The organism is Pseudoxanthomonas indica (genome assembly GCF_900167565.1).
GTDB lineage: Bacteria > Pseudomonadota > Gammaproteobacteria > Xanthomonadales > Xanthomonadaceae > Pseudoxanthomonas_A > Pseudoxanthomonas_A indica.
The window spans coordinates 1,155,440-1,168,590 of sequence record NZ_FUZV01000001.1 but is presented as its reverse complement, the minus strand read 5'-3'; the positions used below and the strand labels follow the sequence as shown (position 1 = coordinate 1,168,590).

The following is a 13,151-nucleotide window of genomic DNA, read 5'->3' as shown; positions in this document are numbered from 1 at the left end:
ATCGCGGAATTTTATGCCAAGCCGCGCGCCCGCACTAACAGGCAACCAGATGAAACTGAAGCAATGCCTTTGAAAGCCCCCTTAGTAAGGGGGCGATTCGCGGCGCAGCCGCGAATGGGGGCTTGGAAGTACATAGCGGGGCCCAAAATTTGCGCAGTAAACTTTGGTATTCCCATGCGCAGCATGGGGGGATGCGGGTTTTTCCGGCGGAGCCGGAAAAACGCCATCAGTCGAAACCTCGGATCATTCGGTCCGGTTAACGACGGCTTCGTCGTGAAGCAATCCGGCATAAGGTGGATGGCAAGACCGGCCGGGTCACGACTGATGGCGCTATGCGCAGAAAGTTACGTCCTCCGCCAATGCCGATGTTCACGAAACGACCTTGAACCCGGGGTTCAAGTGGGAAGGCTGGGTTTCCATCGGGCTTCCCGCTACGAGGCGGACTTGCACTCCCGGCTACCGTTGCCTACCCGTGGTCGTCAATAAGGGACAAGGCGAATGTTTGCGTGCGCTGTCGGACACAGCAGAGGACGCGACATCAGTATAGCGAGAAGACAAAAATTGCCTAGCCCGTTCGTCGGTCAAAGTTCAGCGCAAGTGCAGCGCGCGACGCGCGCGTATCCAATGACTAACGCGAAGTGTCGAGCACACCGTCCAGCTTGCGATGCAATTCATCGAGCGCGCGCGACAGTTCGCGCTCGCGCACATGACGCTCGTCACGCAGCTGCTGCAATTCGTGTGCCAGATTGAGTGCGGCCAGCACCGCCACGCGATCCACCGCGGCCATGCGATTGCTGCCGCGCACCTCGCGCATCTTGCTGTCCAGCAACTTGGCGGCCGCCATCAGGCTGCTGCGCTCTTCCGGTTCCACGCCCACGGTGTATTCGCGGTCGAGGAGATGGACGCTGACCGGTTCGTTGCTCACGTGTGCTGCTCCAGGGACTTCAGGCGGCTGATCATGGCTTCGACACGCGAACGCGCCTGTTCGTTCTTGGCCAGCAACTGCGAGCGCTCTCCGCTCAACTGTTCCTGTTGATGGCGCAGGCTGCGGTTCTCCTCGGCCAGTTGCTGGCAACGTTCCGCCAGCGCGTCGATACGCCCGGAGAGTCGTCGGATCTGGTCGAGCAGCTCAGCGTTGTCCATGGCCGGCACGATAGGCAGGCCGGTGGTGGTGGTCAAGATGCCACCCGCATTCCCGAGCCCGGATAGTACTCGCGGATGAAGCGCAGGCACTCGTTGGGCTCCAGCGCGCGCGCCACCCAGTGGCCCTGGACCTCGTCGCAGCCGTGTTCGCGCAGGAACTCGTACTGGTCATAGGTCTCCACGCCTTCGGCCACGACTTTCAGCGCCAGCGACTGGCCCATGGTGATGATGGTGCTGGTGATGGCGGCATCGTCGCTGTCGTGGGTCAGGTCGTTGACGAACTCGCGGTCGATCTTCAGCGTCGTCAGCGGCAGCCGCTTCAGGTAGGCCAGCGAGGAATAACCGGTGCCAAAGTCGTCGATCGCCAGCGAAATCCCCAGCCGGCGACAGGCGCGCAGGGTGTCGGCGTTCTGTTCGGGGTTGGCCATGATCACGCTCTCGGTCAATTCCAGCTCCAGCCGGTTGGCCGGGATGCCGGTCTCGGCCAGCGTGCGCGCCACCACCGCCGGCAGATCACCGCGCTGCAATTGCATGGCCGAGATGTTGACGGCCACGGTCAGGTCTTCCAGGCCTTCGTCATGCCAGCCGCGCATGATCCGGCAGGCCTCGCGCAGCGCCCAGGCGCCAATCTCCAGAATCAGGCCCGATTCTTCCGCCAGCGGAATGAACTGGCCGGGCGAGACCATGCCGAATTCCGGACTGTCCCAGCGCATCAGGGCTTCCACCGCTGTCACCCGCTGCCGCGACAGGGCCAGGCGTGGCTGGAACACCAGCGACAACTCGTTGCGTTCCAGCGCGCGCCGCAGCGCGCTGGCCAGGATGGCGCGATGGCGGGTCTTCTCGTCCATCGATTCCGAGTACACCTGGTAGGTGTGCCGGCCCAGCGCCTTGGCCTGGTACATGGCGGTGTCGGCGTGCTTGAGCAGTTCGGTGGGCACCTGCGCGTGCTGCGGGTACAGGCTGATGCCGATCGAAGGCGACACCGACATCTCCAGCCGTTCGCCGAAATTCAGCGGCACCCGGAACGCCTCGATGATCTGCTGCGCCACCTGCTCGGCATCCTGCAGCGACTGGATGTCCTCCAGCACCACGGTGAACTCGTCGCCGCTCAGGCGCGCCACCGTGTGCTGGGCGCCCACGGTCTGCTGCACCCGCGACGCGGCCGCGCGCAGGATGCGATCGCCGGTGGCATGGCCAAGCGAATCGTTGATGTCCTTGAAGCGGTCCAGATCGATGAACAACACCGCCACATGCCCGCGTTCACGGCGTGCACGGACAATGGCGCGCGACAGCCGCTCCGACAGCAGCGAGCGGTTGGGCAGGCTGGTCAGGGTGTCGTAGTTGGCCAGGTAACGCAGTTCCTGTTCGGCGCGCTTCTGCTCGGTGATGTCGGTCAGCACCTGCACATAGAGCTGGCGCTCGCCGGACGCGTCCGGCACCACGTTGGTCTCGATGCGGCAGAGGATTTCCTCGTTGTCCTTGCGCCGCTTCCAGACTTCGCCGGACCAGTGGCCGGTGTGCAGCAGCTCGGCGTTCATGCGCTCGAAGAACGCTTCGTCATGCTGGTCGCTGTCGAGCAAGCGCGCCGGTTGGCCGATGACTTCATCTTCGCGATAGCCGGTGATGCGGGTGAAGGCCGGGTTGATGGTGATGAAGTGGTGCGCCCAGTCCAGCACCGCCACCGCCTCGTTCATGCTGCGCATGACCTCGCCGGCAATCCGGTGCTCGTACTCGGCATTGCGGCTGAGGGTGATGTCGCGGGCGGTGCCGGCGATGCGCACCGGTCGACCCTCGGCATCGCGATCCACCACCCGGCCGCGCGCGCGTACCCACACCCAGCGCCCGTTCTGGTTCATGTCCATGCGATGTTCGGACATGAACAGCGGCGCCTTGCCCTGCAGATGCAGGCGCAGACGGTCCATGACCAGCGGCATGTCATCGGCATGGATGGTGGGCACCTCGCCGTGGCGGGTGAACACGGTGATGTCCGGATTGTTGGCCGCGGTTTCGTCCACCCGCATCCGGTAGAGCTTGCGCTGGACCAGGTCGTAGTCCCAGAAGTGCTCGCCCGAGGCCCACAGCGCCAGCTTCAACCGCTCATCGCGCGCGCGCAGCGACTCGCTGCGCGTCGGCTCCAGCGGGGGGCGGCGCCCGTCCAGCCAGGGCCGCCAGTACCGGCGACTGGCGATCAGGCCGACGCCCAGCAGCACCGCCAGCGCCAGCAACAGCAATGGCAGGCGCGTGGACAGCGGTGCGGCGGGATGCACGGTGGCGGCAAACAAGGCAGGGAGCATGAAGGCGCGGCGGGCCGTCCGAAGCCTGGAAGCCGACGAGTGTAGGGGCGCGCGAACATGCACAACAAGCGGGTTGCGGGCTTTTCGTTGCTACACTTCGCGCTTGTCCTGCCGCGCCTGTGAATTGCGTTCTTTCATGTCCGAAGTGCCCAACGAACTCCCTACCTACGGCGAAATCGCCGCCGCCTCGCGCGGCTGGGATCTGGCCATCGAACCCGCCGAACTGCACGGCGCGCTGTGCGGCTGGCTGGCGGCGGGCGGCGAAGACCTGACGGCCTGGCCGGCGCGGGTGCTGGCCGATGACGAACTCCCCGTGCCCGCGTCCGGCAGCGATCTCGACCGCCTGCGCACCGTCAGCGCGGCGCAACTGGAAGATCGCAGCTTTGCCTTTGAACTGCTGCTGCCCGAGGCGGGCGCACCCACGGTTGAGCGCGCTGGCGCTTTGCTGGATTGGTGCCGCGGCTTCCTGGGCGGGTTTGGCCTGGCCGGTGGCAATGAATCGGGGCTGTCGGAAGAAGGCCGCGAAGCCCTGCAGGATCTGGCCCGCCTGGCGCAGGCCGCTCCGGAAGACGGCGACGAGGAAGAGGACCAGGACGCCCTGGCCGAGATTGAGGAATACGTGCGCGTGGCCGTGCTGCTGCTGCATGGCGACTGCGTGCTGGGGCCGCGTCACCGCAAACGGTTGAACTGATGAAGGCGCTGACCGGGCTGTCGGCGGCCGAGTTCGCCCGCCGGCGCAAGCAGCTGATGCGGATGGCCGGCAACGACGCCATCCTGGTCCTGCCCGCCGCGCCGGAGCGCGTGCGCAGCCACGATACCCACTGGCCGTTCCGGCAGGACTCGGACTTCTGGTACCTCAGCGGCTTCCCCGAACCGGAAGCGGTGCTGGTGCTGGTGCCCGGACGCCGCCATGGCGAAACCCTGCTGTTCTGCCGCGAACGCGATCCCGAGCGTGAAAGCTGGGACGGCCCGCGCGCCGGCCAGGAAGGCGCCGTGGCCGACTACGGCATGGACGACGCCTATCCGATCGAGGATCTCGACGAAATCCTGCCCGGCCTGCTGGAAGGGCGATCGCGGGTGTACTACCACTTCGGCCGCGACGCCGACTTCGATCTCAAGCTGATCGGCTGGGTCCGGCATGTCCGCGCGCAGGTGCGCCAGGGCAAGCAGCCGCCGCACGAATTCCTCGAACTGGGCCACCTGCTGCACGAGTTGCGACTGTTCAAGAGCAAGGACGAACTGAAACTGATGCAGCGCGCCGCCGACATCAGCGTGCAGGCGCATCAGGCTGCCTATCACGCGGCGCGCCCGGGCATCCGCGAATACGAACTGCAGGCGGACGTGGAGCGGGTGTTCCGCGCCAACGATGCGTGGCCTGCGTACGGCAGCATCGTCGGCGCCGGCAGCAATGCCTGCGTGCTGCACTACCGCGCCAACACCGCCACCGCGCGAAACGGCGATCTGGTGTTGATCGATGCGGGCGCCGAGTACCGCGGCTATGCCAGCGACATCACCCGCACATTTCCGGTCAATGGCCGCTTCAGTCCGGCGCAGCGCGCGCTGCATGATCTGGTGGGGCAGGCGCAGCAGGCCGCCCTGGCCAAGGCGCAGCCGGGCGTGCCGTACGAAGCCGGTCATGTGGCGGCGGTGGAAACGCTGACCGAGGGTCTGCTCAAGCTCGGATTGCTGAAAGGCTCACTGCAGAAGAACCTCGCCGAAGGCAGTTACCGTCGCTTCTACCGGCACAAGACCGGGCATTGGCTGGGCCTGGACGTGCACGATGTGGGCGAGTACCGCATCGACGGCGAATCGCGCCTGCTTGAACCGGGCATGGCGTTCACCATCGAGCCGGGGCTGTATGTCAGCGCGGATGACACCAGCGTTTCCGAGAAGTGGCGTGGCATTGGCATCCGCACGGAAGACGATGTGGTGATCACGGCAGACGGACATCGTATGTTGACCGATGGCTTGGCGCGTAGTGCTGATGAGATTGAAGAGGCGATGTCGGCGGGTCGCTGAGGCTGGCTGTGCGAAAAGCACGGGCCGATCGGCTACGGGCTAAAGGCGGGACCGGGCCCCTGGCGACAGCGTCTGGAACTTTTATCCCTTCGACCGGCAACTGTACGAGTAAGGGCTCCAGTCGCTGTCGCCAGGGGCCCGGACCCGCTCGGACAGATTTCCAGGCTGCGCATGGAAATCCCAAAGTTTGCTGACGCAAACTTCGGGCCCCGCTATGTGCCTCCGATCCCCCATTTGCGCCTGCGGCGCAAATCGCCCCCTTACCAAGGGGGCTGGCTTCCTTCGATGAGCTCCAGCAACCAACGGAGCGGCCGCTCCCGCTTCTCTGCTTTGCTCTTCGATCAGGCGACGGATTGTTTGGGGAGAGGGAGCAGGCCACGCGAAACAGGGATCGGATCGCTACTAGGCCACCATGTTTCAGATGAGGGAGCGTTTCCGAGCCCTGTTTCGCGTGGCCTGCTCCCTCTCACACTCACACCCAGCTGACGCTCAGGCTTCCGCAAACGCCGGCCGGGTCAGATTGACCGCATCACCTTCAGTGCACAGCACCTCGTCTTCGATACGGATACCGCCGTAAGGACGGAAGTGATCCACGCGCGACCAGTCCACGCTGTCGCCATGACCGTTCTGCTTCACCTCATTCAACAGCATGTCGATGAAGTACAGGCCCGGCTCGATCGTCACCACCATGCCCGGCTCCAGCACCCGGGTCATGCGCAGATAGGGATGGCCTGCGGGGCGCTCGATGCGTCCGCCGCGATCACTGGCGGCAAAGCCCGCCACGTCATGCACCTGCAGGCCAATCTGATGCCCCAGCCCATGCGGGAAGAACGCCGCGCTCACGCCGCTCGCCAATGCCGCTTCCGGCGACACCGTGATCACGCCGAAGTCCTTCAACACACCCATCAACTGCAGGTGCGCATCGATGTGCAGCTGCTTGTAGTCCACGCCAGCGCGCACTGCCTGGGCCAGCTGCAGCTGTACACCGTCGACCGCGTCGATCAACGCCTGGAACTCGCTGCCGGCATCGGCCGCGTAGCTGCGGGTGATGTCACTGGCGTAGCCGTGAAAGCTGGCGCCGGCATCAATCAGGAAGCTGCGTGAAGTGGCGGGCGCTTGCCGATCCAGTTCCATGTAGTGCAACACCGCGCCATGCTCGTTGAGCGCGATGATGTTGCCGTAGGGCAGTTCGTTGGCGTCCTGTTCCACCGCCGCGCAATAGGCCATGTTGATAGCAAACTCGCCGCGGCCCTGGCGGAACGCCGCCTCGGCGGCGCGATGGCCGCGCACGGCCAGGCGCTGGGCTTCGCGCATCAGGCGGATTTCATAGGCGGTCTTGAACGAGCGCTGGTACTCCAGGTACTGGATCACCGCTTCGGGATTGTTCGGCGTGTACGCGCCCAGTGCACTCTGCGGTTCGCCCAGGATCGCGCAGCGCGCGCTGGCCGTCGGCAGCAGGGCCAGCGCTTCTTCGGGTTTGCGGATGATGTGGATGTCGAAGTGATCCACCCACCAGCCGGCCGGCGCGTCCGGCACCACATGCCAGTAATCGAACGGCTGGAAGTAGATCACCTTGGGCCGCTGGCCGGGCGTGTACACCAGCCAGCTGTAGGGCAGGCGGGTCAGCGGCAACCAGGCCTTGAACTGCGGATTGACTGCGTAGGCATAGTCGCGATCATCAAACACCTGGTAATGCAGGCTGCCGCTGGGCACCAGCAGATGATCGAAGCCGCCGCGCGCCAGCGCCTCGTCGGCGCGGCGCTGCAGGATCGCCAGATGCTCGGCGTAGAGCGGCGCCAACTCGGTGGCGAGGGAAGCGGAAGCAGTCATGGCGGCAAGTCCGGTCGGACGAAAACGCCATTTTACCGGACCCGGCTCAGCCGGCGTTGACCCACTGACGCAGCGTCGCCAGCGGGGTCGGCTCGATGGTCAGGAAACGCAGGCCGGCAAAGGTCTGGCCGGGCGTGTTGGCCTGCGCCGACCACAGCAGGTGCGCGCCCACGTCAATCGGCATCTCGCGCCCAGCGGCGTCACGCACGTGGAAGCGCAGCTGGTAGATCGCATCGTCCTGCACCGGCACGCTGGCAATCAGCAACATGCCCGATTCGGAGACGTTGCCGAGCCGGCCAATCAGTTGATCGGTCAGCGTGTCCATCACGCCGATCGGTTCGGCCACGCTGCGGCGGCGGGCACGGCGGAAATCCTGGCTCATGCGCCGGCTCCTTCTTCGGCCGGCTTGCTCATGCCGGCCAGGTTGCGCAGGGCGCGCAGGGTGGCGTTCCAGGCGCGATCAATCAGGCGACCCTTGTCTTCGGTGACGATGTGCGCCTGGTTCTTGGCCATCATCATCGCCAGGCCATCGAGCGAGTGCTCACCCACGCGCTGGCCGCGCTGATTGACGAACAGGGCGTTGCCGGTCACCGGACTGAACCACGACAGGCGCTGGCGTTGCACATCGCCCTGCTGGTTGAGGACGAACTCGAACCAGGTGCCGAACGGCAGCGAGCGCAGGTAGTCGTAGCATTCCTGTTCCTTCGGCGTGCGCGGCGCGGCCGGCTTGCGTTTGACCAGGTTCTGCTCGCCCAGCCGCGCGCGCGCCTTCAGGCGTGCGGTCAGCTCGGTCTTGGAGCCGGCATCGTCGTCGACGTCGGCGCTGGACAGGCGCTTGGCGATCGCCTGCGCTTCGTCCTCGTGGTAGCCGACCTGCTGCAGCGCCTTCTCGATCTTGGCCGGCAGCTGCGCATCCTTCTGCGCGCCGGCATCGCCGGTGGTCGCCGCGACAATCTGCAAGGTGGTCTGCAGATGCTCGGCCCATTCGTCGGACTTCTCGCCCTGGCGCAACTGGGTCAGGGTGAGCACGTCGGCCCAGGCCTGGTTGAGCAGCGCCTGCACGAATCGCGGCGGCTGTGCTTCGGCCAGCGCGCTCTCGATGGTTTCGTTGGCGCGCTGTTTGGCGATCTCCAGGCGTTCCTTGCCGCGCGCGGCTTCCACCTGGCGACGTTCAGCCAGTTCGGCCTTGCGGGCCGCCGCCTGCAGGTGCCGCTGCACGTCCTGGTTGGCTTGTTCGAACACGGCTTCGTCGCCGTGGTAGTGCTTGACCACGAACTCCACGGCCTGGTGCAGGTGATGCAGCAGCTGCGGGTCCAGATCGTCTTCGCTCTGCCAGGTGGCGCCGGATTCGGCCACCGCATTGAGCAGTTCGCGTGCCGGATGCTGCGGACGCAGGAAGAACTGGCGATCCCGCAACGCCGCCTGCACCAGCGGCACCTGCAGGCGACCCAGCAGATCCGAGGCCGGTGCGTCGGCGCGCACTTCGCGTTCCATCTCGGTGTAGAGCAGGCCGAGCAGTTCGAAGGTGTCGGCGTCGGGACTGGCCAATGTGGCCTGCGCGCCATGTTGCTGGCGGGCGCGCGACAGCAGGGCCTGCTGGATGTCTTTCAGGTTGCGGCGCGGTTGATCCTTGCCGCGCGGTTGCGCCGGCGCGGCCTGCAGCGCGTCCAGGCTGGACAGCACGTCGGCGGTGGGCACCAGCTTGCGCGGCATTTCCACCGCGCCCGGCTTGCTCGCCGTCGCAATCGCGCCGGCTTCGCCCAGCCGCGCCGCGGCCGGGCCGCTGAAGCGCGCCATCGCCTTGCGGCGTGCAGCCAGCAATTGCTGCAGGCCCTCGAAATTGGGTTGCCCGTCTTCGCCGGTGGTCGCAGGCGCGGTGGGCGCAGCTTCCCCGCTGGCGGCAGCGGCACCGCCGGGCGCATCCGGCAACGGCGGCGGCTTGGGCAAATCCTTCAGATCCGGCACCGTCCAGGCCGACGGCGTGGACGGCCCGCGCCAGGCAGTGAGCGGTCGCTCGGCCGCGGTCTGCCCTTCCGGCCGGGTGCCGGCGCGCGGCGAAGTGCCGGGCGTATCCACCGAGCGCACGCGTCGCGGCGTGTAGACCAGGCCGGGCAGCACGCCTTCGCGCGAGAGGTATTGATTGAGGGTTTCGGCCCACTCGTGATAGTTGCCCATCACCTTGTGATCGAAGGTGCGATACAGCAGCAGCCGTTCTTCCAGTTCCAGCTCGAGGGTCGCGCCGGCCTGCTTGAGCATGCGGCACAGTGCCTGCGGACCGATCGGCAGGCGCTCGTTGTCGAAGGCGGGCGCACCGCCCAGCGCACCGAAGCGCTGGCCGAGCAGAAGCAGCGCGTGGGCGGCGCGGATTTCATGCCGGCGCGCAATGTCGCGCAGCACGATTTCCTCGTCCATCACATCGTCTTCGACCAGGGTCAGCGTGCGGAACTCGACTTTGCTCACCGGCGCCGATGATTCGCCGGGCGGGGTACGCACGCTGGCCAGTTCCGATTCCAGCGCAAAGATGAAATGCGGGACGAATTCGCCGCGGTTGCGCTGGAACGAATGCAGGTTGCTGAAGAATTCCGCCTGCCGGTTGTTGTTGCGCGCCTGCTCGGCCTGTTTGAACAAGGCCTGCTCGTACTCGGGCAGCATCGCATTCAAGGACTGCACCACGTCGGTGGCGATGTGCTCGAAGAAGCTGCGCAGGATTCGGCGCACGCGCGGCGGCAGCGCGGCGCTCGCGATGGTCGCCGGGGTTGCGGACAAGGGCGGTGTCGGTGCGGTCACGTGCGGTGGATCTCCCCTTTGGGGACCATTATCACATTTCGCGAAGCTTAGTCGGCGCCTTGTCGTGGACGGGTGAGCCCGGGGGACGAAAGGCGTTTTGTGTTGCGATGCAAGGTTCAGGCCAGAAACAGTTCGATCACGTCGTTGGTGAAGCGGCGACCCAGTTCGGTCGGTATCACCTGGCCATCGGCAGCCAGGTGTAGCCAGCCTTTCGCCTCTGCCTCGCGCAGTGGCATGGCAATGGCGTCGGCCGCCAGCCCGGTGCGCGCGCTGAAGTCGATCAGGCGGAAACCTTCGCGCAGGCGCAGGGTATTCAACATGTATTCGAACGGACGCTGCGCGGGCGCGATGGACTCGTCGCCGCCGATGGCTTCGACCGTGCCGGCCGTTTCCAGGTAACGGGTGGGATGCTTGATCTTCCAGCGCCGCTGGATCGACTGGTCGGCGCCCAGGCTGATCTTGCCGTGCGCGCCGGCGCCTATGCCCAGATAATCGCCAAAGCGCCAGTAGTTGAGGTTGTGCGCACATTGCCGGCCCGGCCGCGCATAGGCGCTGACTTCATAGTGATCAAAGCCCGCTGCCGCCAGCAACGCCTGGCAGTGCGCCTGCATGTCCCAGGCGTGATCGTCGTCCGGCAGGCCCTTGGGCGGGCGCGAGAAGAAGATCGTGTTGGGCTCCAGGGTCAGCTGGTAATGCGAGACGTGCGCCGGCTGCAAGGCAAAGGCGCGCTCCAGATCATGCTCGGCCATGGCCAGGGTCTGGCCGGGCAGGGCGTACATCAGATCCAGATTGAAATTGTCGAAGCCGGCGTCCTGCGCCAGCTTCACCGCCGCCTCGGCCTCGCGGCTGTCGTGGATGCGGCCCAGCCGCTGCAGGCAGCCATCGTCGAAGCTCTGGATGCCGAAGCTGATGCGATTGACGCCGGCCGCCAGATAGCGATCGAAGCGGCCGTGTTCGGCGGTGCCGGGATTGGTTTCCAGCGTCACTTCCAGGCCCGGCGCGAAGCGCAGACGCGCGGCTGCCGCCTGCAGGAAGCGATCGATGGCTTCCGGCGGAAACAGGCTGGGCGTGCCGCCGCCAAAGAACACCGAATGCACCGTGCGGCCCCACACCAGCGGCAAGTCCTGATCCAGATCGCGGATCAGCGCGTCGATGTAGTCCTCGAACGGCAGCGCGCCTTTGCCCTGGTGCGAGTTGAAGTCGCAGTAGGGACATTTGCGCACGCACCACGGCAGGTGCACGTACAGCGACAGGGGCGGTGGGATCAGCATGCGGCGGCGGTGTCGATCAGGCGCGCGCAGCCAGCCGCTGCTTGAGCGCGGCCAGCGCCTGGCCGCGATGGCTCAGGCCATTCTTGAGCGGCAGCGGCATTTCGGCGGCGGACTGGCCATGCACGGGATCCAGGAACACCGGATCGTAGCCATGGCCACCCTGGCCCTGGCGCGCGTGCAGGATGCGGCCCTGCCATTGTCCTTCGACAATCAGCGGCTGCGGATCGCCGGCATGGTGGAGCAGCACCAGCACGCAATAGAAATGCGCGCCGCGTTGTGCGTCGGGTACTTCGCGCAAGGCTTCCAGCAGTTTGTCGATGTTGCGGCTGGCATTGCCATGCTCGCCGGCGTAGCGCGCCGAATACAGCCCGGGCGCGCCGTCGAGCGCATCCACGCAGATGCCCGAGTCGTCGGCCAGCGCCGGCAGGCCGGTCAGGCGTGCGGCGTGGCGCGCCTTGATGATGGCGTTTTCGACAAAGGTCGCGCCGGTTTCCTCGGCGTCGTCCACGCCCAGGTCGCTCTGCGCGATCAGCTCGATGCCGGTATCGGCCAGCAGTTCGCGCAGTTCTTCAAGCTTGCCGGCGTTGGAGGAAGCCAGGACCAGTTTCAAGGCGGGGGAGCTCCAGTCAGGGGAGGTCAGGACGCGGGTTGCAGCAGGTCCCAGCGGTTGCCGTAGGCATCGCGGAATACCGCGACGGTGGCGTAGCTTTCGTGGCGCGGGGCTTCCAGGAACTCCACCCCGGCCGCGACCATGCGCGCATGGTCGCGGGCGAAATCGTCGGTATGCAGGAAGAAGCCGACCCGGCCTCCGGTCTGGTCGCCGATGCGTGCCCTCTGCGCCGCATCGCTGGCCTGCGCCAGCAGCAGGCCGGTCTCGCGCGAACCCGGAGGCGCCACGCGCACCCAGCGCTTGCCGTTGCCCAGGTCGGTGTCTTCACGCAACTCGAAGCCCAGCGCGCCGGTGTAGTGGGCGATGGCGCGATCGTAATCGTCCACCAGCACGGTAATCAGGGCGAGCGTCTGCGACATGCTGGCTCAGCGACCCAGCGCCTCGTTCTGCGCGGCAAACAGTTCGCGCGCGCCCTTCTCGCCCAGCGCCAGCAGGGCATCCAGCTCGTCGCGGCGGAACGCATGGCCTTCGGCGGTGCCCTGCAGTTCGATGAAGCCGCCGCCATCGTTCATCACGATGTTCATGTCGGTATCGCAATCGCTGTCTTCGGCGTAGTCCAGATCCAGCACGGGCTGGCCGCGGTAGATGCCGGCGGAGACCGCGGCGACCGCGCCCACCACCACCTCGCGCTTGATTTCGCCGCGCTGGCGCAGCCAGTTCACCGCATCCACCAGGGCTACATAGGCGCCGGTGATCGCGGCGGTGCGGGTGCCGCCATCGGCCTGCAGCACATCGCAATCCAGGGTGATGGTGCGTTCGCCCAGCGCCGAACGATCCACGCAGGCGCGCAGGGCGCGGCCAATCAGGCGCTGGATCTCCAGGGTGCGGCCACCCTGCTTGCCGCGCGCGGCTTCGCGATCGCTGCGCGTGTGGGTGGATCGAGGCAGCATGCCGTATTCGGCGGTGACCCAGCCTTCGCCCTTGCCGCGCAGGAAGGCCGGCACCTTGTTGTCCACGCTGGCCGTGCACAGCACGCGCGTCTCGCCGAAACAGATCAGCACCGAGCCTTCCGCATGGCGGGTGAAGGCGCGCTCAATCCGCACCGGGCGCATCTGATCGGGGAGACGGCCGCTGGGACGCGGTGAAACGACGGGGGTCTGGCTCATGCGGGATTCGTGCGCTGGTTCGCGGCGCGCT

At 66.4% G+C, this 13,151-nt stretch carries 12 protein-coding genes and 1 other RNA gene; 2 read left to right on the top strand and 11 right to left on the bottom strand.

Annotation, left to right across the window (positions count from 1 at the left end):
- Nucleotides 1-346 precede the first annotated feature (346 nt).
- The 4 genes from ssrS to B5X78_RS05550 all read right to left on the bottom strand — a co-directional run bounded on the left by ssrS (nucleotide 347) and on the right by B5X78_RS05550 (nucleotide 3,437).
- Nucleotides 347-533, bottom strand: a non-coding RNA gene (ssrS, locus tag B5X78_RS05565) — 6S RNA.
- Between the two features lie 95 nt (nucleotides 534-628).
- A complete protein-coding gene (locus tag B5X78_RS05560) occupies nucleotides 629-925 on the bottom strand; it encodes a cell division protein ZapA (RefSeq protein ID WP_079723446.1) in 297 nt (98 codons plus the stop codon).
- Nucleotides 922-1,143 (bottom strand): TIGR02449 family protein, encoded by a 222-nt coding sequence (locus B5X78_RS05555; protein ID WP_079724437.1) that lies wholly within the window; start codon nucleotides 1,141-1,143, stop codon nucleotides 922-924. The genes B5X78_RS05560 and B5X78_RS05555 overlap by 4 nt, the downstream gene beginning before the upstream one ends.
- A 32-nt stretch (nucleotides 1,144-1,175) precedes the next feature.
- Nucleotides 1,176-3,437 (bottom strand): putative bifunctional diguanylate cyclase/phosphodiesterase, encoded by a 2,262-nt coding sequence (locus B5X78_RS05550; protein WP_079723445.1) that lies wholly within the window; start codon nucleotides 3,435-3,437, stop codon nucleotides 1,176-1,178.
- 136 nt (nucleotides 3,438-3,573) lie between these two features.
- Between B5X78_RS05550 and B5X78_RS05545 the strand changes: the two genes are divergently transcribed.
- Both B5X78_RS05545 and B5X78_RS05540 read left to right on the top strand, forming a co-directional pair.
- Nucleotides 3,574-4,128, top strand: a complete 555-nt coding sequence (locus B5X78_RS05545; protein ID WP_079723444.1) for a UPF0149 family protein — start codon at nucleotides 3,574-3,576, stop codon at nucleotides 4,126-4,128.
- Nucleotides 4,128-5,456 (top strand): aminopeptidase P N-terminal domain-containing protein, encoded by a 1,329-nt coding sequence (locus tag B5X78_RS05540; protein ID WP_079723443.1) that lies wholly within the window; start codon nucleotides 4,128-4,130, stop codon nucleotides 5,454-5,456. Before B5X78_RS05545 ends, B5X78_RS05540 begins: the two co-directional genes overlap by 1 nt.
- A 489-nt stretch (nucleotides 5,457-5,945) precedes the next feature.
- Here the strand turns inward: B5X78_RS05540 and pepQ are convergent, their stop codons facing one another.
- The 7 genes from pepQ to rph all read right to left on the bottom strand — a co-directional run bounded on the left by pepQ (nucleotide 5,946) and on the right by rph (nucleotide 13,120).
- The gene (gene pepQ, locus B5X78_RS05535) at nucleotides 5,946-7,286 is read right to left on the bottom strand and encodes a Xaa-Pro dipeptidase (RefSeq protein ID WP_079723442.1); all 1,341 of its coding nucleotides are present in this window, start codon (nucleotides 7,284-7,286) and stop codon (nucleotides 5,946-5,948) included.
- A 46-nt stretch (nucleotides 7,287-7,332) separates the two neighbouring features.
- On the bottom strand, nucleotides 7,333-7,668 hold the full coding sequence (locus B5X78_RS05530; protein WP_079723441.1) for a PilZ domain-containing protein: 336 nt from the start codon (nucleotides 7,666-7,668) through the stop codon (nucleotides 7,333-7,335).
- Nucleotides 7,665-10,052: a DUF1631 domain-containing protein gene (locus B5X78_RS05525; protein WP_229730822.1), complete on the bottom strand. Its 2,388-nt coding sequence runs from the start codon at nucleotides 10,050-10,052 to the stop codon at nucleotides 7,665-7,667. Before B5X78_RS05525 ends, B5X78_RS05530 begins: the two co-directional genes overlap by 4 nt.
- A 137-nt stretch (nucleotides 10,053-10,189) precedes the next feature.
- Complete coding sequence (gene hemW / locus B5X78_RS05520; protein WP_079723439.1) at nucleotides 10,190-11,344, bottom strand: radical SAM family heme chaperone HemW; 1,155 nt, start codon at nucleotides 11,342-11,344, stop codon at nucleotides 10,190-10,192.
- Between the two features lie 16 nt (nucleotides 11,345-11,360).
- Nucleotides 11,361-11,954 (bottom strand): RdgB/HAM1 family non-canonical purine NTP pyrophosphatase, encoded by a 594-nt coding sequence (gene rdgB, locus B5X78_RS05515; RefSeq protein ID WP_079723438.1) that lies wholly within the window; start codon nucleotides 11,952-11,954, stop codon nucleotides 11,361-11,363.
- A gap of 26 nt (nucleotides 11,955-11,980) precedes the next feature.
- Nucleotides 11,981-12,373 carry a VOC family protein gene (locus B5X78_RS05510; RefSeq protein ID WP_079723437.1) on the bottom strand — a complete coding sequence of 131 codons (393 nt, stop codon included), beginning with the start codon at nucleotides 12,371-12,373 and terminating at the stop codon, nucleotides 11,981-11,983.
- Between the two features lie 6 nt (nucleotides 12,374-12,379).
- Nucleotides 12,380-13,120 (bottom strand): ribonuclease PH, encoded by a 741-nt coding sequence (gene rph / locus B5X78_RS05505; RefSeq protein WP_079723436.1) that lies wholly within the window; start codon nucleotides 13,118-13,120, stop codon nucleotides 12,380-12,382.
- Nucleotides 13,121-13,151: the final 31 nt, after the last annotated feature.